Source organism: Terribacillus sp. JSM ZJ617, from assembly GCF_044383785.1.
Lineage (GTDB): Bacteria > Bacillota > Bacilli > Bacillales > Amphibacillaceae > Terribacillus.
In genome coordinates, this window is the sequence record NZ_JBISEQ010000003.1 from 308,816 (window position 1) to 330,383 (window position 21,568).

Consider the following 21,568-nt stretch of genomic DNA (forward strand, 5'->3'; position numbering starts at 1 on the left):
TTGATGGGTACTGTCGCACTCAATAATTTAATTAAATCATGTAATTTAGGCTCATCAGGAATGGCAATAAGCTCTAGCAGATTTGAATCTCAAACCCAGCGCGTTGTCACCAAAGTATGTTTTATATCTCCTCTGATCGGCAAAACATTAGGGAAGCCTAATAGAAGGAGATGTTAGCATTGGGGAAATTAGATGATCGTATTGCAGTCGTGACCGGCGGAGCTACCGGTATTGGTCGAGCAACTGCTTCTTTATTTGCAAAAGAAGGAGCTATAGTACTAGTAGCGGATATAAAGAAAGATGAGATGACAGGTTTGGTAGAATCCATTCTATCGGATGGAGGAAAAGCAGAAGCCTTCGAAGTAGATGTTTCTGACGAAGATAGTGTGAAGAAATTTGCTGATCAGGTAAAAGACGCTTATGGAAAAGTGGATGTGCTCTTCAATAATGCCGGTATTGATCAAGAAGGCGGCAAAGTGCATGAATATCCAATTGAATTATTCGACAGCATCCAAAAGACAGATCTGAGGGGAACCTTCCTGATGAGCAAATTTCTTATACCGCTTATGCTGGAAAATGGGAAAGGCGCTATCGTGAATAATGCTTCGATGAGCGGGAGTTTTGCCGATCTGGACAGATCTGGCTATAACGCAGCCAAGGGCGGTATTATCAACTTTACAAAAGCAACTGCCATTGATTATGGCAGACAAGGAATACGGGCTAACTCTGTGTCGCCAGGCACTATCGAAACACCATTGATTGACGAACTGACAGGTTCAAAAGAAGAGGAACAGGGAAAAGCTTTCCGTGAATCGAATAAATGGCTTGCTCCAATGGGCAGACTCGGAGCACCGGAGGAAATTGCCAAGGCTGTTTTATTCCTTGTATCAGATGACAGCTCCTATATCACTGGTCAGGACTTGATCGTTGATGGAGGACTAACAGCTTACACATGGCCAGGCAAAATGGTAATGGACGACAGCTGGAAAGAAACGACGCAATAAGGGTGGTGGTGCGGTTAAATACTGCCCAAATTGTGAAGTGATAAAGAAAAAATATACAAACAGTCGATCACCGATATTGCATCGGAGATTGGCTGTTTTTTTGTATAATAAGTTTTCTTCTTTGATGGTGTTTGTAGGTTCTGCGGACTGCCTCTATTTTGAAAATGCAACATATTGTTCTTGATAAATGCCTATTTATGAATCGAATTTTTTTGATAAAATGAGTGGTTATTTAAAAGAAATAATATTTAAAAAATACAGATATTTAATTGATATTTGAAAGGGCTTTCATTTATACTGTTACTAAATCAGTTTACAAAACCGATTTAGTAAAGGAAACTCCGGAGTGCAGATACAAAGAGTTTGTTACTCTTATCTCGGTCTTCGAGGTTCCACCATCTCCTTACCCCATATATAGCAGCTCAGCATGTAAACGCCTGTCCATTGCTTAGTAAGAGTTTGCCCATCTATTTTTCTCCTCGACCCAGCTATCATAGACAGTTTTAAATGCAAGTTAAAAACATCGGAATGCTTCGTGAAAATCGTTCAAATTAAGAGTGAGTGGGAGGCAAGTAACATGTCAACAGTAGTGATTGAAGCGGAAAAAATAAAGGAGCTTGCAAGCAGGAAATTGAAAGAAGCTGGCCTGAACGGTATACATGCTGAAAAAGTGGCAGAGGTTTTGGTCCATGCTGATCTTCGAAATGTTAATTCTCATGGTGTGCTGCGCACAGAACATTATGTAAACCGTTTGAAAGCGGGAGGGATTAATCCTGACGCCCAAATCTCATTTAAAGCGACAGGACCTGTAACCGGGATAGTAAATGGTGACGATGGATTTGGCCATGTGATTGGCGATGTGGCCATCGATCATGCTATAGACATGGCAAGACAGAGTGGAGTAGGCATGGTTACAGCTATTAACAGCAGCCATTGCGGAGCATTAAGCTACTTTGTTCAAAAAGCGGCCGAAGCTAACCTGATCGGGATTGCCATGACCCATACTGACAAAGTGGTGGTTCCGTTTGGGGGCAGTGCTCCCTTCTTTGGAACAAATCCGATTGCTTATGGTGTTCCAGCCAAAAACAATAAGCCTTTTATCTTGGATATGGCCACCTCCAATGTAGCTTTGGGAAAAGTCCTCCAGGCCCGTGAGGAAGGAAAAGATATTCCGTCTGGCTGGGGTGTGGATGACAATGGCGCACCAGTGACAGACCCGAACAAAGTTGTTTCCCTCTCCCCATTTGGAGGTCCAAAAGGGTATGGACTTGCTGTCATTGTTGATATTTTTTCTGGTTTATTAGCTGGAGCGGCTTTCGGTCCTCATATTTCCAAAATGTATGATGACTTAGATCAAAAACGTAAATTGGGTCATTATTTCTGTGTCATCAATCCATCATTCTTTACCGATACCGACACATTCCTCGAACAAATGGACAGGATGATGGATGAGCTTAAACAGGTACCGCCCGCTCCAGGTATTGAGCGTGTATTTGTTCCGGGGGAAATAGAACAAATTCATGAAGAAAATAATACGGAGAATGGGATTAGAATCGCCTCCAGCGTTTATGAATACCTGACAGGGGAGAACAAAAATGAAAGCATTACAAGTTAAAGGTCCTCGTGAATTAGCTGTCATTGAAGCTGAGCTGCCTAAAATAAAGAGCACTCAGGATGTATTGGTAAAGGTTAAAAGAGTAGGGATTTGCGGGTCTGATATGCATATTTATCATGGAACGAACCCGCTTGCAACCCTTCCGCGTGTGGTTGGGCATGAAGTTACGGGTGAAGTTGTGGATATTGGAAACGAAGTAAAAAATATCAGAGTAGGAGACCATGTCGTAGTAGAACCAATTCGATATTGCGGAAAGTGTTATGCGTGCCGAAAAGGCCGACAAAATGTATGCGCTTTATTGTCTGTGTTCGGCGTTCATGAAGATGGTGGAATGAGAGAATGGCTCGTTCTTCCTGAAAAGCAGCTGCATGTGGTTGACTCAGAACTTCCTTGGGAAGAAGCTGTAATGGCTGAGCCGTACACGATCGGTGCACAGGCGGTATGGAGAGGAAGTGTCGCCCAAGGGGACACTGTTTTGATACAAGGAGCAGGACCAATAGGGATTTGTATCTTGAAGCTTGCAAAGCTTCATGGAGCAGAAGTTCTGATTACGGATTTAAGTGAATCGCGTCTTGATTTTGCGAGAGAGAATGGTGCCGATGTTACAGTAAACGCTGCAAAAGAAGATGTGAGGCAGCGAGTTTCTGAATGGACAAATGGAGAGGGTGCAAATGTAGTGATAGATGCCGTCTGCCTGCCATCCACCTTCGAACTGTCCATAGAAGTGGTATCAGAAGCCGGACATGTGGTTGTTCTTGGCTTTGACGAGAGATTCTCTTCTATTTCCCAGCTGCCGATTACGAAAAAAGAAATAACTATAACTGGTTCGAGGCTGCAAACCCACCAGTTTCCGAAAGTAGTGGATTTACTGAATAGCGGGAAGCTCAAGGCGAACGGTTTGATAACACACACTTTCACTCTCGATCAAGTGCGGGAAGCTTTTGAGTTCATTGAAAACAATCCTGATCAGGTAAGAAAAGCAGTTATCATATTCGACTAAGGAGAGATAACATGATCGCTAAACATTCAATCTTAGCCCGTATAACTGAATTGAAAGTGGTAGCTGTCATTCGCGGCAATACAGCAGAAGAAGCTATTGAACTATCAAAAGCAGCCGCTGATGGGGGGATTGAAGCCATTGAACTGACATACACAACCCCCAATATCGATCAAGTGTTCAAGGAGTTAGCGGGAATAAAAACGCTTCTTGGAGCCGGGTCTGTTCTAGATCCTGAGACAGCGAGGCATGCTATTCTTTCTGGCGCCCAGTTTATCGTAAGTCCGTCTTTGAACCCTGAGACCGCTACAGTATGCAACAGATATGGAATTCCTTACCTGCCGGGGTGCATGACGATCAAGGAAATGATTCAGGCGCTGGAAACTGGATGTGATGTTATCAAGCTATTTCCTTCCAGTCAATTCCCGCCATCGTTTATCCGCTCCATTAACGGTCCACTTCCAAATGTGAAAGTGATGCCTACAGGCGGTGTAAACCTGGATAATATAACAGAATGGTTGAAGGCAGGGGCAATTGCAGTTGGCATTAGCAGCGACTTAAACAGAGCCTATCAAAGTGGCGGTTATGATTCCGTGGTGGAACTATGCAGTGAGTATCACGATAAAGCAAATAAAGCTGCTGGAGGAGTATCATGAACATTACATTTCGTTGGTATGGAAGAGACAATGACACAGTTCAACTCGAACACGTCAAACAAATCCCAGGTGTTAAAGGTATTGTATGGGCCCTTCACCAAAAACCAGTAGGTGAAGCATGGGAAAAAGATGAGATTAAAGAAGAAGTCGAATATATTCAATCATTTGGGTTTCATTCGGAGGTTGTAGAGAGCGTAAATGTCCATGAATCTATTAAATTAGGCAATGAGGAAAGACTGCACTATATTGAGAACTACAAGCAGACGATACGTAATTTATCCGAATTTGGGGTTAAGGTGATTTGTTATAACTTCATGCCGATATTTGATTGGACGCGAACGAATATGTTCCATCCGTTGGAAGACGGTTCCACTGCCTTGTTTTACGAAAAAGCAAAAGTGGCAGATCAAGATCCGCAGGATTTGATCCGTACTGTGATGGAAGCTTCGGACCTTACTCTTCCGGGTTGGGAACCAGAAAAAATGGCAAAGATCACTGAGCTCTTTGAAGCCTATAAAACGGTCGATGAAACCAAGCTATGGGATAATCTAGCGTTTTTCCTGAAAGAAATCCTACCTGTTGCGGAAGCTTCTGGCATCAAAATGGCTATCCATCCGGATGATCCACCATGGTCGATTTTTGGTCTTCCACGGATCATTACTGGGGAACAAAGCTATGAAAAACTGATATCTATATCCGATTCTCCTGCCAACGGCTTTACTATATGTACAGGGTCCATGGGAGCAAATCCGGAGAATGATATGGTCCAGGTAGCAAGAAAATACGCATCGCGTGCACCATTCTCCCACATTAGAAATGTGAAAATATATGATAATGGAGATTTTGTAGAGACTTCCCATTATACGCAGGATGGTTCCATCAATATCAATGGCGTCGTAGCTGAGCTACATAGACAAAACTACGATGGATATGTAAGACCAGACCATGGCCGCCATATATGGGGCGAGAAATGCAGACCAGGCTATGGGCTTTACGATCGTGCACTTGGTATTATGTATTTGCTTGGATTATGGGATGCATATGAAGCAAGGAAGTCAGGTGAAAGCACTTGATACCAATTCATGAAAATTTAAAAGGAAAAGTGGCAGTCATTACAGGCGGGAGCGGTGTCCTCTGCTCCCAAATGGCCAGCGAGCTTGCCCGACAAGGCGTGAATATAGCTGTTTTGAACAGGGATGCTAAAAATGGCCGTGATGTGGTTGGAAGGATTCAGACATCAGGGGGTACTAGTATCTCCGTGAAAGCTGATGTTCTAGACAAAAGTTCTATGGAAAAGGCTCGTGAAGAGATTTTAGGAACCTTTGGACAAGTGGATTTCCTAATCAATGGGGCTGGTGGAAATCATTCTGATGCTGTTACAGATACGGAAACATATCAAAATGAGGATACAGGGAAATCGTTCTTCGATCTAGAAGAAAATGGATTTTCAAAAGTGTTTGCGACTAATTTTACCGGCTCCTTCATTTCCAGTCAGGTATTTGGAAAGGATTTATTGCAGGCAAAGGCACCGTCCATTTTGAATATTTCTTCCATGAGTGCCTATGCACCAATGACAAAGGTTCCAGCATATAGTGCGGCTAAATCATCCATCAATAATTTCACGATGTGGATGGCAGTTCATTTTGCAGAGACCGGACTAAGGGTAAATGCCATTGCACCAGGCTTCTTCTTAACGACACAAAACCGGAACCTTCTTGTAAATGAAGATGGAAGCTATACGGCTCGATCCAACAAAATCATAAACGGTACTCCAATGAAGCGATTCGGGAAACCGGAAGATCTGCTGGGAACAATGCTTTGGCTGCTGGATGACAGCTATTCCGGTTTTGTTACAGGTATTACCGTACCTGTTGATGGAGGGTTCATGGCATACTCAGGTGTATAATTAAATTGATATTTTTGAAAGGTTAATACATCTATCATTCTACCGTGCTTGCTTCTGCGTTATAATAACCAAGAAATGAATCGTACTGCAAAACAGTTTATAAATAGAAGTACGGAACAAATCAGGCGAGGTTGACAGAATGAGACCAATTACAATCACAGACGTAGCAAAGCAAGCCAATGTATCTAAAAGCACTGTATCTCAATACCTGAATAAGCGGTACGAGTATATGAGTGAAAAAACACGCCAAAAAATCGAATCAGCCATAGAAGAATTGAATTATCAGCCTAATATTGTGGCTCGAAGCCTAAAACAAAAAACTACTTTCACGGTTGGAGTCATTGTAGCGAATATCCTCCATACATTCTCTACACATGTGATCCGTGCAGTTGAGAATTTCTTTCATGAAAAAGGTTTTCAAATAATTGTATGTAATGCGGATGATGAACCTGAAAAAGAAAAGAAATATATCGAAATGCTCAGGGCAAAACAGGTAGACGGAATCATAATCTTTCCAACTGGAGGCAATTTGGATCTTTATGAGCGTATGCTAAATGATAATTTTCCGATTGTATTCATGGACAGAACCATCAAGGACTTGAATATTGCAACAGTGATGCTTGATAACCATCTGGCATCTAAGCTGGCAGTTGACCATTTTGCTGATAAAGGCTACGAACGAATTGCCATACTCACTACTTCTGTTATCAGAAACATTAGTCCAAGGGTGGAGAGAATTGAAGGATATAGAAATGCTATGGAAGCCTGTGGACTGCAAGTAAAATCAGAGTATATAAAAACAGCTGATGTCGATCAGATTGCACCAGCATTAGAGGAACTTTTTCAATTGGAAACTCCACCGCAAGCTTTGCTGGCTGGTAATGATATCGTACTTATTGAAATACTGAAATATATAAAAGAACAGGGCTTGAGAATACCCGAGGATGTAGCGGTCATTGGAATTGATGAAGTTCCTTTTGCCAATTTCTTCACTCCTCCCATTACAACAGTATCTCAACCGGCAATCGAAATGGCTGGCAAAGCAGTCGACTTATTGCTGCAGCAAATGAATAAAGACTTGGAAGAGAAGGACAAAAGCGTTATTCGCCTAAAGCCGAGTCTTCTAGAAAGGAACTCTTGTCTTTCCTTAAAGCAATAAAGGCTGCTTCCGCCTTTTACTTCAAAAGTAAATCGGTTTACTATCTATATGCCTAGTGGGTTTATGGATGTAAGGTAAATCGATAACCCTAAAATGTAAGCGCTTTATCTAAAATTGTTACAACCCTAAGGAGGTAAATCCATGAAATCATTGTTTACTAAAGGGAAACTAGCTGTCATGATTTTGTTGTTTTTTGCCGGAATCATTAATTATCTTGACCGTTCAGCCTTGTCCATTGCAGCACCGTTCATTACGGAGGATCTGGAACTTACCGCTACTCAAATGGGGATTATTTTCAGCAGTTTCTCAGTCGGATATGCGATTTTTAACTTCTTGGGAGGGGTAGCTGCTGACAGGTACGGGGCTAAACTCACTTTATTTGTAGCTATGATTGTCTGGTCTGTATTTAGCGGGGCCATTGCGCTTGCTGTCGGATTCACTAGCTTAATCATTATCCGTATCTTGTTCGGAATGGGGGAAGGCCCTCTTTCCGCCACTATTAATAAAATGGTGAATAACTGGTTTCCATCTGATCAGCGGGCTTCTGCTATAGGACTAGCGAACAGCGGAACTCCGCTAGGTGGTGCTATAGCAGGTCCGATCGTGGGCTTCATTGCCATCTCATACAGCTGGAAATTATCTTTCGTCCTAATAATGATTATCGGTTTTATATGGACGATTATATGGTGGAAGGTTGTAAAAGAAAAGCCAGCTGAGCCTGCTGTGGAGAAAGATATTACAACAGAAGCCGCTCCAAGGGAAAAGAAACCATTGACCTTCTATCTAAAACAAAAAACTGTCTTGTTCACTGCATTTGCTTTCTTTGCATATAACTATATTTTGTTCTTCTTTTTAACCTGGTTCCCTAGTTATTTAATAGATGCAAGGGGAGTCAGCGTTCAGGAAATGAGTATCGTCACAGTCATTCCCTGGGTTCTTGGTTTTATAGGCCTTGCTGCGGGAGGTTTTGTTTCTGACTTTGTATTGAGAAAGTTTGCTAGAAAAGGCGTGCTGTTCTCCCGTAAAGTCGTATTAGTTACATGCTTACTTGCCTCTGCAATATGCATTGGTCTAGCTGGCCTAGTTACTACAACGTTTAGTGCTGTTGGGTTAGTGGCATGTTCAGTATTCTTCTTATACCTAACTGGTTCTATTTATTGGGCAATCGTTCAAGACGTTGTTGACCAAGGTAATGTCGGTTCAGTCGGGGGCTTCATGCATTTCCTTGCCAACACAGCGGGTATTATCGGCCCAACGCTAACTGGTTTCCTTGTTGATAGATCTGGCACTTACACTGCAGCGTTCCTGCTTGCAGGCGGATTAGCAATATTTGCTTCGCTGGCTGTCATTCGCTTTGTTCGTCCGATTAAAGGGACAGTTGTTCCTGGTAACGCAGATAAAACGATTACCGGAAACTAAATTCCGCAGGATGGTAGAAGAGGTTTCTTTATAGTTTAGTAAACGTAAAGAGACCTCTTTCCGTTTAATGTAATTTCGGAATCAACATCGGAAAGGACGAAGGACCTTGCTAAAACAAAGGGGCATGGAAGAAGTAGTCAATGATCGTAAGGATCGTAAAACGCTGCCAGTAAAAATCCTTCAGATCGGGGAAGGAAACTTTCTAAGAGGCTTTATTGATTGGATGATACAAGAAGCAAATAGACAGGGGAACTTCAATGGCGGAATTGCCGTAACAAATCCACGCCAATCTGGCAGTGAGAAGATGGAGAAGCTGAAAAAGCAGAAAGGGCTGTTTACCCTCCTGACCAGGGGGATTCAGAACGGAGAAACGGTTGAGAATGGTCAGATCATTGATGTCTTTTCTAAGATAATAGATCCTTACCGGGAATGGGACGAATTTTTGCTGTTGGCAAAAGAGCCGGAGCTGAAATTTGTCATTTCCAATACGACGGAAGCAGGCCTTGTCTATATCGCAAGCGATGTAGTCGAGAACAGTCCCTTGGAAACGTTCCCTGCCAAACTGACTCATTTCCTTTATAAACGTTTTGAAATATACAACGGTGACACTGATAAAGGGCTTATTATGCTTCCTTGTGAATTAATCGAACACAATGGGCAGCTCCTTAAGGAAATAGTGTTATTACATTGCAGGGATTGGAATCTGCCGAATGAATTTATTTCCTGGTTGCATGATCATAATCTTTTCCTGAGTTCTCTTGTTGATCGGATTGTCCCTGGTTTTCCAGAGCAGGAGGCCGAGACGATATTCAGAGAATCGGGATATGAGGATCCCTTTTTAAATGTTGTCGAACCTTATCATTTATGGGTAATCCAAGGGGATGGCAGGCTCGATGATCTCCTCCCTTTAAAAAAATCTGGTCTAAACGTTAACTGGGTAGATGATTTAAAGCCTTTCCAGCTTAGAAAAATTCGTATTCTGAATGGGTCTCACACACTCATGGCACAACTAGGCATCTTGATGGGCATTGAAATCGTGAGGGAAGCAGTAACACATAAAGAGATGGCACTTTTTATTAAGAATACGATTATTGAGGAGATAATACCCTCGCTAGATCTTAATCCTATGGAATCTTTAGCATATGGAGAGGCTGTGTGGGAACGTTTTCTCAATCCCTTTTTGCAGCATAGACTCTCAGATATATCTCTTAATGCCTGTTCCAAGTTCCAATCGAGGCTCCTGCCTACACTAAAAGCATATGTTATCAAGAACGGTAGACTGCCGGAAAACATCATGAAGGCTCTAGCGGCCATCATCTGCTTCTATAAGGTTGAATTGTTAGATGGAAGATATGTAGGAAGTGATTTTAACGGCAAAACCTATATTATCCGTGATAATGAACGAGTTCTTGAATTTTTCCATTCACAATGGGGTCTTCTGCAAAGTGAAGAACGATCGCTTCACACAATGGTGAAAGGAATCTTGCAAAACAAGGAAATATGGGGAGAGAATTTACATGAAATCCCAGGTGTGACTGAAAAAACTGCTGCGTTAGTAGCGGAATTGGAGGGCAAACGATGAGCTTAAATGCATCTATTCTATTGCATGAAAATGATGGAGCAGCTGTTGCATTGCGTGACATCCGCATGGGGGAAACAATCTTGATTGAGGAACTATCTAAATCCATAAAGGTTACCGAAGACATCACAAAAGGCCATAAGTTTGCAGTCAAAGAGATTGCTCAAGGAGATAATGTCCTGAAATTCGGTTATTCCATTGGGATAGCTACCGAGCACATCATGGAGGGTTCCTGGATACACACCCACAATGTAAAAACCGGCTTGAATGGATTGCTGGAGTACTCCTATGAACCGGATGTGGCATCCAATCAACCAATAAGGAAGAGCAGTTTTTACTTTAATGGGTATGTTCGGGAAAATGGAGAGGCCGGCATTCGGAATGAGATTTGGATCATCAACACAGTGGGCTGTATCAACAAAATGTGTGAGCATCTGGCTAAAATGGGCGGATCATTATATGGAGATCAAATCGATGGTATTTACCACTTTTCCCATCCATATGGATGCTCTCAGCTAGGGGATGATTTAACCTATACCCAAACATTATTGGCTTCACTGGCAAATCATCCAAATGCAGCCGGTATTTTGGTGGTCGGTCTTGGCTGTGAAAACAATCAAATCGAAGAGTTCAAAAAGGTAATAGGAGAACAGCCAGCTGGAAGAATCAAGTTTTTAACATCACAGGAAGTGGACGATGAATTCGAGGTCGGAATGGAGCTGATCGGGGAGCTTGTGGAGTATGCGGAACAATTCAAAAGACAGTCTGTTCCGGTTTCAAAATTGAAAATTGGTCTTAAGTGCGGTGGTTCAGATGGGTTATCTGGTATTACTGGCAATCCATTAGCAGGCATGATTTCTGACTGGATCATCTCTGAAGGAGGGACTTCCATACTGACCGAGGTACCAGAAATGTTCGGTGCAGAAACGATCCTCATGAATCGAGCAGCCAATGAAGAAGTCTTTCATAAAATTGTTCATCTAGTAAACGATTTTAAAGAGTATTTCATAAGACACGGACAGGAAATTTATGAAAATCCCTCTCCAGGTAATAAAAAGGGTGGCATTACGACACTGGAGGAAAAGTCGCTTGGCTGTACCCAAAAAGGCGGTCATTCGATCGTCCAGGATGTAGTCCCTTATGGGGAAAAAGTCAAAGTGACTGGATTGAATCTGGTCCAATCACCAGGTAATGATCTTATTTCTGTCACGGCTCTTGCGGCAGCTGGTGCACATATCGTTCTATTCACTACTGGCAGAGGAACTCCTTTTGGAGGTCCGGTTCCTACAGTGAAAATCTCCACTAATACAGAGCTGGCACATCGAAAGAAAAACTGGATTGACTTTGATGCGGGCCGGCTTGTAGACGGAATGAAAATGGAGGATTTGACTGATGAGCTGATTGAAGACCTTATCAATCTTGCCTCCGGAAAAAGCCGTACGAATAACGAAAAGTTTGAGTTTAGGGAAATTAGTATCTTTAAAGATGGCGTTACGCTGTGATTCAGGTATCTTATCCTAAACCTGGGGGAATTTTTATGAAAACGATCGTATGCAATAGTCCCAATCAATTATTAGTGACAGAGAGGAAAAGGCCTGCTGTTAAAGAAGGGGAGGCCTTAGTGAAGATTCATAGGATCGGGGTATGCGGAACAGATATACATGCATACCATGGCAGACAGCCCTTTTTTTCCTATCCAAGAGTTCTGGGACACGAGCTTTCCGGTGAGATTGCTGAATTGAATGAAGAAAACCAAGACCTTTCCCTAGGAGATAAAGTGGCAATCATTCCCTATCTGGAATGTGGAGAATGCATAGCTTGCCGAAAGGGAAAACCGAATTGCTGCCGTAATATCCAAGTGCTTGGTGTCCATACAGATGGTGGCATGCAGGAGTATATTTCGGTACCCACCAGCCATTTGATAAAAATCAATCAATTGTCTTACGATCAGGCTGCTATCGTGGAATGTTTGAGTATAGGCGCACATGCGGTCCGTCGGGCTAATATCCAAAGAGATGAATATGTGCTGGTGATTGGGGCAGGTCCAATCGGGTTAGGAATCATGCAATATGCAAAGCTCGCTGGAGCAAAAGTCATTGTTATGGATATGAGTATGGAAAGATTGAAATTCTGTCAAAAATGGGCCTCCCCGGATTATACAGTAAATGCAAAAGAAAACCCTGCGTATGATATTGCTGAAATCACTGATGGGGATTATCCGACAGCGGTGTTTGATGCGACAGGTAATATTAACTCCATGAATAATGCCTATAAATATGCTGCCCATGGAGGAAGCATAATTTATGTAGGCTTGGTACAGGCTGAGCTTCAATTTTCAGATCAGGAATTCCATAAGCGGGAATTGACCATATACGCAAGTAGAAATGCTACCAAGGAAGATTTCGAAACCGTTATAAATTCGCTGGAAGAAGGAAAAATAGACATTCAACCATTCATTACCTGTAATGTATCCCTAGAGTCCCTCCCGGAACGTTTTGAGGAGTTGACTGCACCTGAAACAGGCAACATTAAAATAATGATTGAGTTACCGTAATAAAAGCTGGGGGATGAACCTCCAGCTTCTTTATATTTATAGCAGATATGGCGAAACCCCCATGAGCCTAAAGATGAAACAGAATCTTACTCATCAAACCGAGAAAATGCTTATTCAAAAGTACTGAACATAAAAGGCCATCACAAAATAGAAAAGGTAAAAGTAGGAGCAGGATTATTGACATACAATAAATTTAGATATATGATTGACCTATCAACTATTGATGCATCAACTATTAGGAAGAGGTTATGACGATGACTGCTTGTTCTGTCCGTCTGCAGATTTTCCTGCAGCTACAGGCTGTAAATAAAGAGCTCTGCTCAAAGTTTGAGGTATGCTTAGGCGCCAGCCCATCCCGGGTGGAGATTCTTCATTATTTGCTGCAGCATGAGGAAGTGACCCAATCAGCATTACAAAAGGAAGTCAATATCGATGCCGCCGCTGTAACGAGACACTTAAAGCAGCTTGAGGCTGCCGGTACGATTGTGCGCTACAAGAAAGCTGATGATCAGCGAGCTACATGGGTGAAGCTGGAGGAGGAAGCAAAGCGTCATATCGAGCAATCCTATCTGGAAAAAAGCCAGTTCGTGAATGAGACTCTCGCTGGATTTTCGGAAGGCGAGCTAGAACAATTCCTGCAAATGCTGAGCAAAGTCAGTGAAAATGTGTCCCGTGTTACAAAGAATCAGCTAGGAGGAGAAAACAAATGAACGAAACATCCATATATAACAAGGAAGCTTTCTCGCAAATCGTACAGGATCGCCGTTCCATCCGAACGTATGATGAAAACGTGAAAATCAGTAAAGAAGAAATGTCTGAAATGCTCACTGTAGCAACGAAGGCGCCATCATCAGTCAACTTGCAGCCTTGGCGCTTTGTTGTCATCGAAAGCCCGGAAGCGAAAGCAAAGCTTGCGCCGCTTGCCCGCTTCAATCAGCAGCAAGTGAAAACTTCTTCTGCAGTAATCGCCGTATTTGCTGATATGAATAATCTTGACTACCTGGAAGAAATCTATGGAAAAGCAGTAGAGCATGGTCTGATGCCGAAAGAGGTCAAAGATCAGCAAGTGGTCTCTATTCGTAATTTGCTTTCAGGTATTACGGAACAGAAAAATAGGGAATCAATCCTTATCGATAGCGGTTTAGTATCCATGCAGCTTATGCTGACTGCAAAGGCATATGGTTATGATACAAATCCGATAGGCGGATTTGAGAAAGACCAAATTGCTGAAGCATTCGATTTGGATAAAGAACGTTATGTTCCTGTCATGCTGCTTTCTATCGGGAAAGCAGCAGATGCTGGCTACAAATCCTATCGTATGCCGGTAGAACAAATTACAGAATGGAAATAAGGAGAGAGAAACTATGATTATCATCCACGCTAGAATGTCAGTCAAACCAGAGAAGAAAGAAGAATTCCTTCAAGAAATCGAAGCAGTTATGGAAGGAAGCCGTGCAGAAGCAGGTAATAACAGCTACGACCTATTCCAGGATCCAAAAGATGGTAACAGCTTTGTCATGGTGGAGAATTGGAAGGACATGGAGGCTGTCCAAGCGCATAATACTAGCAGCCACTTCCAAAAATTCAGCGCAGCTGCCCAAGAAATGCTTAGTGCACCACTGGCAGCAGATGTGTATCAAGGTGAGAAACTGAATTAATCAAAAGGATGACCACAATGGTCATCCTTTTTCTATTCACGTCACTTACATCATGGAGAGCAGCCAATTCTTGAGTTCCTGAAGTCCATCCTTACCCCATCGGCCTAAATACTGCACAGATCTCATTTTGATTTCGATAGCAGCAAAAACCAGATGATTGATTTTGCACTTGGACTAAATAGACAAAACTCTCGTCAGATAAATTCATACACACGAAAAAGAGGACGCATTTTATTGCGGCCCCTGCATGTCAAATCTAGTTTGTAACAATTCCTTATATTCATCCTTGCCAATCGTCTGCTTCTCAGGGACACCGTGCTGCCATTTCGTAAAGGAAGAAGGAGTGAGAATATACAGACCGTCTGTTGTCCTTCTTGTAAGCAGCGGTGACTTATTGAAAGGGGAAGCAGGATGTGTTTCAATAATATGCTGCATTTGTTCCAGTTCAGTCATGTCGGTAATCTGTTTTTCTACCGAGAAAAAATATCCTATACGCCAATCGTCGTCTCGATCCGCTAATTTTACATCCAGCGTGTAACCTTCATCAGAGGGCATAATACGGAATTGGCCATTAGCAGTTGCCATCATTTCGCCTGACAAAGGAAGTGGAGCAAGAGGTATATTAGCTCCAAATCCGGCATCGACAATATATTCTTCATCATCACGCTTCAAAAGGATAGTGACATGTGTATTACCGGTAGCACTCCAGTCATTTTTATCCTGATCGTAAATACAGGCAGATACTAACGTTACATCGAATCCGCTATCCACTAAGAAATGATAAAGAAGCGTATTAAGTTCATAGCAAACGCCGCCTTCGCTGTGAAGAAGGATTTTTTCCTGCAGACCTTCTTTAGATAGAAGACTTTTATGTTTCTCAATAATGCGCAGGTTCTCAAAGGGGATGGACTGAGCAAAACGTTGTAATAGTATAGGAAGATTCTCAAATGTCACTTCGCTATCCATATTGATCCGCTGTTGAAATAAGTTTCTGAATGATTGCATCGTATTCCTCCTGACTTAGCTAGTATAAATACTTTGTATCAGAATTGCTTGCATCGTGCTTTTGTATCCTTTATAATGGCCAGATGAATATGGCAGATAGTTTTCTAGGGTTCCGCAGTTAATAGCTGGTCTGGTCCGAGAGAAAACGCACAGCAATGCTGTGACACGGAAGGATAAAAGCCTGGGAGATTTCTATCTCCCAGGCTTTTTTTTGATTGGAGGAAATGAACATGACAAAACAGTGGCTTAGCGTAGTGCTGGCAGGACTGGTTGAAGTATTATGGGTTATTGGGTTAAAGCACGCAAATAATGCGCTTGAATGGTCGGGTACGATTGTTTGTATCCTGCTTAGCTTCTATTTGATGCTGAAGGCGAGCAAACATATGCCTGTTGGTACCGTATACGCAGTATTCGTTGGGATTGGGTCGACCGGTACCGTGATTGTAGATATGTTATTCTTCGGGGAACCTTTTAAACTGGCAAAGGTAGCATTGATTGCAGTTCTTCTCATAGGTGTTATTGGACTTAAGCTGGTAACTGGGGACAAACAGACAGAGGAGGGTGCCTGATGGCTTGGATTGTGCTTATCATAGCAGGTATGTTTGAAGTGCTTGGTGTGACAATGATCAATAAACTAAATGAGAAGCCCAGCTTCAAGAACATCAGCTTATTCGTTCTCGGATTCGCCGGAAGCTTTGGCTGTTTATCCTATAGCATGTCGTATCTGCCGATGGGGACTGCTTATGCGATTTGGACCGGAATAGGAACTGCAGGCGGAGCAGTCGTCGGGATGCTTTTCTTCCAGGAATCGAAGGATTGGAAGAGACTCGTCTGTATTGCGCTGATCTTGGCTTCAGCTGTAGGTTTAAAACTGATTGCTTAAAAGAAGAGCATGTGGAGACACATGCTCTTCTTTTATTTAATACTGACGTTTTGTACGTACTTCTTTACGTAAAATAATTGTAAAGTCCTCTTTTGCTACAATTCGTCTTAATTTTGCAAAAAACCTCAAATTACCAGTTTATAAGACTATTATAATGGTACTATATTATTTCTTTTCCTAAACCGGGATATCTGCCTATAGAGTCTCGGGACTTACCGCTTAATTTCTGGAAATCGTTTCATACTCCGTTGACTTTAAATTTTCCTTTCTTTAGGATTTATTTTAGAAGGTAATGGGTATACATTTATTGGAATCGTTACAACCTTCTGTAAAATTTAATTAAATGAGGAGCTGAGCAAATGTCAGGACAAATTCGCATGACCCCTGAGCAGTTACAAAACCATGCAAAGAGATATGGTAAGGGTTCTCAAACAATTGATGACGTTCTTACAGATCTAAGTAATCTGCAGGTACAACTTCGTTCAGAGTGGGAAGGTAGAGCTTTCGATCGTTTTGATGATCAATTCATCCAGCTGAAGCCTAAAGTTCAAGAGTTCTCCCAGCTTATGCTAGATATCCAGCAGCAGCTCGAGAAAACAGCTCAAGCAGTACAAGAGCAGGACGAAGCACTATCACAAAACTTCGGATTCAGATAAGCACCCAACTGGCTGCTGTTTGACCGTCGCATGACACGACAGGGTGGGCTGCATGACGCATGCGTTATGTAGCCCAATTACTGTAAAAAAACAAGTTATATGTACCATCCATCATTACTGTAAACGATACTTAAAAACACATACTATACAAACTGGAGACACCAGGAGTTGATAATACATTGAAAAAGTTTGATAAAAGATGGATTTTATTTTTAGTACTTATCGTATTGCTAGCGTCTGGTTTATCTTACTTAACCTTGCACCAGGAAACGACGAAGACCGCGGAACAGCCGCAAACACAGAATATGTCGGTTGCACTTGTAAATGAAGACCAAGGTTCTACGTTTAATGGTACCGAGCTTGCTTTCGGGGATGCCTTTGTCAATTCGGTTAGTGAGAATGAGAATCATGAGTGGTTCGTCGTAAGTCGGGGAGTTGCGGAAAGCGGCTTGAAGAATAATACATACGATATGATGATCGTAATTCCCAATGACTTTTCGGAGAAATCACTCAATATCACTGCTGAAGCACCTGAGCAAGTAGTGCTGCAATATAAGATCAATGCATCTGAAAATCCGCGCATGAAGGAAGAAGCGGAAAAAACAGCAAGTGATATCCTGAATGATTTTAACAGAAGAGTTATTGATGTGTATTTTGCCAGCATCATCGGGAATCTGCAGAATGCACAGGATAGCATTGGTCAGATGGTCAACCGTCAAGCGGCATATACGAATTCCTATAACTCAAATGTGTTCCAGCCGCTGTCTGGCTATACCGATCAATTTGGTATGGTAAGAGACAATACCGAAGTTTCAAAAGAAAGCTTCACAAGTTTCGGTGAGCTACTGGCTTCCTATGAAGATCAGCTAGTTGACGAAACGCAGCTCGGAGAAGACTTCGTCAGCAACCTGGAAGAAGTGATGAGTTTAAAAGAAACGAATAACACGGAACTTGTAAACTTCCAGGATCAAATCAATCAATTCAGTCAAGGTTTGACGGCTGGGGAAGTCGACCAGCGACTGGATCAGCTTGTTGCTGCGAATGAAGCAATCAACCGTCAATTCGCAGCAAGTCAGCGGAATGCTGTTGATACAGTAATGAACCGTCCAGTTACTTCATTAAATACGACTAATATCTATTCGGGTTCTGTATCACTACAGCAGCAGCTGCAGGATTCCTCTAAAAGAGTTGCAGCCTTACAGCAGGATATTGATGCGTATCTGACGGAAAGCAATGAGCAATTCAGGGCTAAGATTGAGGATAGAATCAGGGATACGATTGAGGAAGAACTTGATGAAGATCAGTATTTAAATATCAATGCGCTGTTTGAAGATCCTAATCAAGTTGCTGTTAATAGAATTAACCGAGCTATTGGAAAGCTGCCTTCTTTGAATATTGAAGATTTTCAAAATGTAGGCTTGCCTGATAGTACAGTAAATGAGATTACGAATGTCATTGCAATGACAGAAAAATATCAGAAAGAAATTAAGAATGTAAACATTGATCGGGATCCTTCCCCTATTTTGAAAGATGAATTTGACAGATTGAATGAGAAGCTGACAGGAGAAGGTGTTCAGGTAACCGATAGTGTCAACATTCCTGAAAATAAAAAAGAAGGTCAGATTTTCCGTTTACAAGTTCCAGAAGGTTTCAAAGTTAGTCATTTGGGAATCCAGCTTCCAGGTGAAGCAGAGCAGTCTTACACAGGAGCAATAGAAAGTGGCGAAGTAAAATTACCAGCTAACCGTGAGGGCGAATTTAAGGTGAATCTCACCCTACGGAAAGAACAAGGAAGCTTCGATGTTTACAAGCCCATCGATTGGAGCTGGACTCTAGAGCAGAAGGATATAGGAGACGTAGATAAACCAGATGATTTGGCTTACGCACCTACAAAAGGAAATCTGCTCGCAACGACCCAAGTCAAAAATGACGATAACCAGCCAGCTCAAGAGGATGCGATTACCGAAGATACACCTGCAGAAGATACACCATCTGATAATGGAGAAAATGATCAAACTTCGCCTGATGAAGGAAATCAGCCTGATGGAGATAATGCTGAAACTCCAGTAACTCCGCCTGATAATGATCAGGGTGAAAACCCAGCTGATGGAGGAACCGATCAGCCAAGTGAACCAGGTGAGGGCGAGGAACCAGGAGATTCCAACGAACAGCCAGGCAATGATAAACCAGATGAAGAAGATAAAGATGAGCCTGAGAAGCTCTATATCAAAGACAATATCATCGAGCATCAAATCAGTACGCCTGTAGAAGACTTGGATGATACGACTGAGACGTTGATTCGCACTGTGACAAATACAATCACTGCTTATCAAGAACTTGGCTCACTATACGAAAGTTATTATGGTTTTGGATTGCATGGACTACCAGATAATTTTAGTTCCGTAAGCTTAAATGATTTGGCTACCAATGACTCTCTGTATTACTTGTTTAAGAAAAAAGACATTAAGGATCTTCTTGCTGGCTATATGACAAACCAAATCACTGGCAGCGTCACAGAACAGCTTCAAACACCAGCGGAAGCATTCCGTCAGCAAGTAGGAGACTACCAGTCGCGGGTGCAGCAAGCTATCGCAGATGCTGATACACTGACTGGCCAGGTTGCTGCAACGACTGAGCAAGCAGCGGTCTTGAATGACAATGTCAGCCAGACATTAGAAGATGTAGCAGCATGGCGCGAACAAATGATGACGTTACTGGATGGTCAGACAGAAATCCAAACGAATGCTCAGGGTGAGCAGGAAGCTGTCCTGACATTGGGCAGTGAATTCCAGCCGCTTCTGATGTCGAGTCAGTCATTAGCTGAGCAAGCACAAAGTAATACGAATACAGCTGATCAAGTATACGAAACCTTTGATAGTATCGATACGCAAGCTAGAGAAATCGAAGAGAGCGGTACAAATCTAGTAAGCGATGCGGAGACGCTTGCTTCCAATCTGACAGACAAGCTGTCGGATGATCAGAACTTCACGGAGAACTTCACGGAAGTGCTGGCAAACAGCCGAGTCGGTGACAGGCAGAATGAAAATCTATATGATTTCCTTTCCAATCCTGTCCAGACAAGCAATGAAGGTACGATTGCAGCACAAGCTGAGACGATTTTCACGCCTTATTATCTAGTGCTGATCAGTTTCATTGTCGTTCTCTTCACGGCTTATGTCATCTCAACGTTGCATATGAGACGAAAACAGGATGATCAATTTGCATCAGATATGTCACTGATGGTACAGCACGCACCAGTCACTATCATTACAGCTGGTATTGGTCTGTTGGAAGGTATCGTCATTGGTATCGTATCGAGCTATTATTTGCCAATTGACGATCTGAACAAACTGCAATTGACAGCTGTCATGGCTCTCCTTATCACGGCGATGCTGTTGATAGCGACATACTTGTTAAGACAGATGAAAATGATCGGAATGTTCATCCTGCTGGCGATATTCAGTTTGTATCTGTTCTTTACAGATGCGATCGGTACTGCAAGCACAGCATTCCCGACAATTGAGAAGTTTTCTCCTCTTCAATACATGGAAACATTCATGCTTCGTATTGTAGAAGGCTCGGTCAACTATGCTGTTGCGATATTTGCACTGGTCATCGCAGCGGCTGTAGGTGCCTTAGCCAACCTATTGGTCATTAGCCAATCGGATAAAGGAGTAGATAATGCCGATGATAACCAAACGGAAGCTGGTTGATTTGGCGTTCATATTCACCATTATTCTGCTGATACTTCTACCTATAGAAGTATCAGCAGAAACTAATTCTGATGAAAATGAACGTGGAAGTCTGCAGATGCAAATCGACCGTATACAGAAGGAAAAAGATGTTGGGACAGATAACAAGGAAACGGAGAAGGAAAAAGTTTTCCCAGGACTATTCAATGAGGAAACGACAGAGGTTATTCAGCAAAAAGCGGAAGGCAAAAGAGCGGCTGTAGAATCATTGCGAGATAGTGTTTTTACACTGGACATCAATAAGCAATCTTCATTAGAGGAAGTGCAGGATACATTATTTACCGCAGACTATACCTCTGAAGCTGCCAGTGGTCAGAAGGCAGCGGATCAAGCTGAAGAGGATTCCGGAAATGGAGTACTTTATTTCCTGATTGGAATAGCGCTCGCGTTATGCATCGGCTTATATATGATGATGCGAAAATTATTAGACTAGGAGAAAGACGATGGCCAACACGAAACATATTAACGTCACGATGGACTTCCAATCTGTCAGCGGAGAAGGATCTGTCTATGACTTGCGAATCCCCACCCAACTAACGGTGAAGCAGCTGCTTCATCACGTAATGGATACATTGCATATCGAAACAAATGACATTCATTCCACGATCAAGATCGTAACCAAGCATCTTGTCCTGGCGGATGATGACTATCTAAGAGACTATCCAGTCACAGACGGCGATGTACTTGTAGTCTTATAATGTAAAGAGCCGTGTGTGCCAATTGTG

21 protein-coding genes and 1 riboswitch are annotated in these 21,568 nt (G+C 42.4%); of the genes, 20 read left to right on the top strand and 1 reads right to left on the bottom strand.

The window, feature by feature from the left end; translation table 11 throughout:
* The first annotated feature begins 170 nt into the window (after positions 1-170).
* The 14 genes from ACH6C1_RS13095 (at position 171) to ACH6C1_RS13160 (ending at position 14,547) form a co-directional block, all read left to right on the top strand.
* Complete coding sequence (locus ACH6C1_RS13095) at positions 171-1,004, top strand: SDR family oxidoreductase (RefSeq protein WP_374077671.1); 834 nt, start codon at positions 171-173, stop codon at positions 1,002-1,004.
* A gap of 577 nt (positions 1,005-1,581) precedes the next feature.
* Positions 1,582-2,619 carry an ureidoglycolate dehydrogenase gene (gene allD, locus ACH6C1_RS13100; RefSeq protein ID WP_374077673.1) on the top strand — a complete coding sequence of 346 codons (1,038 nt, stop codon included), beginning with the start codon at positions 1,582-1,584 and terminating at the stop codon, positions 2,617-2,619.
* Complete coding sequence (locus tag ACH6C1_RS13105) at positions 2,600-3,619, top strand: zinc-binding alcohol dehydrogenase family protein (protein ID WP_374077675.1); 1,020 nt, start codon at positions 2,600-2,602, stop codon at positions 3,617-3,619. Before allD ends, ACH6C1_RS13105 begins: the two co-directional genes overlap by 20 nt.
* An 11-nt stretch (positions 3,620-3,630) precedes the next feature.
* On the top strand, positions 3,631-4,272 hold the full coding sequence (locus ACH6C1_RS13110; RefSeq protein ID WP_374077677.1) for a bifunctional 2-keto-4-hydroxyglutarate aldolase/2-keto-3-deoxy-6-phosphogluconate aldolase: 642 nt from the start codon (positions 3,631-3,633) through the stop codon (positions 4,270-4,272).
* Positions 4,269-5,345, top strand: coding sequence for a mannonate dehydratase (gene uxuA / locus ACH6C1_RS13115; RefSeq protein WP_374077679.1), 1,077 nt, complete (start codon positions 4,269-4,271; stop codon positions 5,343-5,345). Before ACH6C1_RS13110 ends, uxuA begins: the two co-directional genes overlap by 4 nt.
* On the top strand, positions 5,342-6,178 hold the full coding sequence (locus tag ACH6C1_RS13120) for an SDR family oxidoreductase (RefSeq protein WP_374077681.1): 837 nt from the start codon (positions 5,342-5,344) through the stop codon (positions 6,176-6,178). Before uxuA ends, ACH6C1_RS13120 begins: the two co-directional genes overlap by 4 nt.
* A 139-nt stretch (positions 6,179-6,317) precedes the next feature.
* Positions 6,318-7,337: a LacI family DNA-binding transcriptional regulator gene (locus ACH6C1_RS13125; RefSeq protein ID WP_374077683.1), complete on the top strand. Its 1,020-nt coding sequence runs from the start codon at positions 6,318-6,320 to the stop codon at positions 7,335-7,337.
* A gap of 150 nt (positions 7,338-7,487) precedes the next feature.
* Entirely contained in the window at positions 7,488-8,756 is a 1,269-nt protein-coding gene (locus tag ACH6C1_RS13130) for an MFS transporter (RefSeq protein ID WP_374077832.1), read from the top strand.
* A 106-nt stretch (positions 8,757-8,862) separates the two neighbouring features.
* Positions 8,863-10,338 (top strand): tagaturonate reductase, encoded by a 1,476-nt coding sequence (locus tag ACH6C1_RS13135; protein WP_374077685.1) that lies wholly within the window; start codon positions 8,863-8,865, stop codon positions 10,336-10,338.
* Entirely contained in the window at positions 10,335-11,837 is a 1,503-nt protein-coding gene (locus ACH6C1_RS13140) for a UxaA family hydrolase (RefSeq protein WP_374077687.1), read from the top strand. Before ACH6C1_RS13135 ends, ACH6C1_RS13140 begins: the two co-directional genes overlap by 4 nt.
* Before the next feature lie 35 nt (positions 11,838-11,872).
* Positions 11,873-12,889, top strand: a complete 1,017-nt coding sequence (locus ACH6C1_RS13145; RefSeq protein WP_374077689.1) for a zinc-binding alcohol dehydrogenase family protein — start codon at positions 11,873-11,875, stop codon at positions 12,887-12,889.
* Between the two features lie 254 nt (positions 12,890-13,143).
* Positions 13,144-13,599, top strand: a complete 456-nt coding sequence (locus ACH6C1_RS13150) for a MarR family winged helix-turn-helix transcriptional regulator (RefSeq protein ID WP_374077691.1) — start codon at positions 13,144-13,146, stop codon at positions 13,597-13,599.
* The gene (locus ACH6C1_RS13155; protein ID WP_374077693.1) at positions 13,596-14,240 is read left to right on the top strand and encodes a nitroreductase family protein; all 645 of its coding nucleotides are present in this window, start codon (positions 13,596-13,598) and stop codon (positions 14,238-14,240) included. The genes ACH6C1_RS13150 and ACH6C1_RS13155 overlap by 4 nt, the downstream gene beginning before the upstream one ends.
* Positions 14,241-14,253: 13 nt before the next feature.
* A complete protein-coding gene (locus tag ACH6C1_RS13160; protein ID WP_374077695.1) occupies positions 14,254-14,547 on the top strand; it encodes a putative quinol monooxygenase in 294 nt (97 codons plus the stop codon).
* A gap of 231 nt (positions 14,548-14,778) precedes the next feature.
* On the opposite strand, the gene ACH6C1_RS13165 is transcribed toward ACH6C1_RS13160, so the two are convergent.
* On the bottom strand, positions 14,779-15,552 hold the full coding sequence (locus ACH6C1_RS13165; RefSeq protein ID WP_374077697.1) for an arylamine N-acetyltransferase family protein: 774 nt from the start codon (positions 15,550-15,552) through the stop codon (positions 14,779-14,781).
* Between the two features lie 93 nt (positions 15,553-15,645).
* A riboswitch (guanidine-I (ykkC/yxkD leader) is annotated at positions 15,646-15,742 on the top strand.
* Between the two features lie 40 nt (positions 15,743-15,782).
* Here ACH6C1_RS13165 and ACH6C1_RS13170 point away from each other — a divergent pair.
* The 6 genes from ACH6C1_RS13170 to ACH6C1_RS13195 all read left to right on the top strand — a co-directional run bounded on the left by ACH6C1_RS13170 (position 15,783) and on the right by ACH6C1_RS13195 (position 21,541).
* Positions 15,783-16,121: a DMT family transporter gene (locus ACH6C1_RS13170; RefSeq protein WP_374077699.1), complete on the top strand. Its 339-nt coding sequence runs from the start codon at positions 15,783-15,785 to the stop codon at positions 16,119-16,121.
* Positions 16,121-16,435, top strand: coding sequence for a DMT family transporter (locus tag ACH6C1_RS13175; RefSeq protein ID WP_095222908.1), 315 nt, complete (start codon positions 16,121-16,123; stop codon positions 16,433-16,435). The genes ACH6C1_RS13170 and ACH6C1_RS13175 overlap by 1 nt, the downstream gene beginning before the upstream one ends.
* A gap of 359 nt (positions 16,436-16,794) precedes the next feature.
* On the top strand, positions 16,795-17,091 hold the full coding sequence (locus ACH6C1_RS13180) for a WXG100 family type VII secretion target (protein WP_095222909.1): 297 nt from the start codon (positions 16,795-16,797) through the stop codon (positions 17,089-17,091).
* Between the two features lie 179 nt (positions 17,092-17,270).
* Positions 17,271-20,804 (top strand): type VII secretion protein EsaA, encoded by a 3,534-nt coding sequence (gene esaA / locus ACH6C1_RS13185; protein ID WP_374077701.1) that lies wholly within the window; start codon positions 17,271-17,273, stop codon positions 20,802-20,804.
* Positions 20,779-21,276 (top strand): type VII secretion protein EssA, encoded by a 498-nt coding sequence (essA, locus tag ACH6C1_RS13190; protein WP_374077703.1) that lies wholly within the window; start codon positions 20,779-20,781, stop codon positions 21,274-21,276. Before esaA ends, essA begins: the two co-directional genes overlap by 26 nt.
* 10 nt (positions 21,277-21,286) lie before the next feature.
* Positions 21,287-21,541 carry an EsaB/YukD family protein gene (locus ACH6C1_RS13195; protein ID WP_095222912.1) on the top strand — a complete coding sequence of 85 codons (255 nt, stop codon included), beginning with the start codon at positions 21,287-21,289 and terminating at the stop codon, positions 21,539-21,541.
* Positions 21,542-21,568: the final 27 nt, after the last annotated feature.

Bases quoted from the DNA above. Each gene is read 5' to 3' on its own strand.
- uxuA (WP_374077679.1), top strand. From the start codon at position 4,269: ATGAACATTACATTTCGTTGGTATGGAAGAGACAATGACACAGTTCAA.
- ACH6C1_RS13180 (WP_095222909.1), top strand. From the start codon at position 16,795: ATGTCAGGACAAATTCGCATGACCCCTGAGCAGTTACAAAACCATGCA.
- ACH6C1_RS13125 (WP_374077683.1), top strand. From the start codon at position 6,318: ATGAGACCAATTACAATCACAGACGTAGCAAAGCAAGCCAATGTATCT.
- ACH6C1_RS13110 (WP_374077677.1), top strand. From the start codon at position 3,631: ATGATCGCTAAACATTCAATCTTAGCCCGTATAACTGAATTGAAAGTG.
- ACH6C1_RS13095 (WP_374077671.1), top strand. From the start codon at position 171: ATGTTAGCATTGGGGAAATTAGATGATCGTATTGCAGTCGTGACCGGC.
- ACH6C1_RS13140 (WP_374077687.1), top strand. From the start codon at position 10,335: ATGAGCTTAAATGCATCTATTCTATTGCATGAAAATGATGGAGCAGCT.
- essA (WP_374077703.1), top strand. From the start codon at position 20,779: ATGATAACCAAACGGAAGCTGGTTGATTTGGCGTTCATATTCACCATT.
- ACH6C1_RS13145 (WP_374077689.1), top strand. From the start codon at position 11,873: ATGAAAACGATCGTATGCAATAGTCCCAATCAATTATTAGTGACAGAG.
- ACH6C1_RS13155 (WP_374077693.1), top strand. From the start codon at position 13,596: ATGAACGAAACATCCATATATAACAAGGAAGCTTTCTCGCAAATCGTA.
- ACH6C1_RS13165 (WP_374077697.1), bottom strand. From the start codon at position 15,552: ATGCAATCATTCAGAAACTTATTTCAACAGCGGATCAATATGGATAGC.
- ACH6C1_RS13105 (WP_374077675.1), top strand. From the start codon at position 2,600: ATGAAAGCATTACAAGTTAAAGGTCCTCGTGAATTAGCTGTCATTGAA.
- ACH6C1_RS13175 (WP_095222908.1), top strand. From the start codon at position 16,121: ATGGCTTGGATTGTGCTTATCATAGCAGGTATGTTTGAAGTGCTTGGT.
- ACH6C1_RS13160 (WP_374077695.1), top strand. From the start codon at position 14,254: ATGATTATCATCCACGCTAGAATGTCAGTCAAACCAGAGAAGAAAGAA.
- ACH6C1_RS13170 (WP_374077699.1), top strand. From the start codon at position 15,783: ATGACAAAACAGTGGCTTAGCGTAGTGCTGGCAGGACTGGTTGAAGTA.
- ACH6C1_RS13150 (WP_374077691.1), top strand. From the start codon at position 13,144: ATGACTGCTTGTTCTGTCCGTCTGCAGATTTTCCTGCAGCTACAGGCT.
- allD (WP_374077673.1), top strand. From the start codon at position 1,582: ATGTCAACAGTAGTGATTGAAGCGGAAAAAATAAAGGAGCTTGCAAGC.
- ACH6C1_RS13195 (WP_095222912.1), top strand. From the start codon at position 21,287: ATGGCCAACACGAAACATATTAACGTCACGATGGACTTCCAATCTGTC.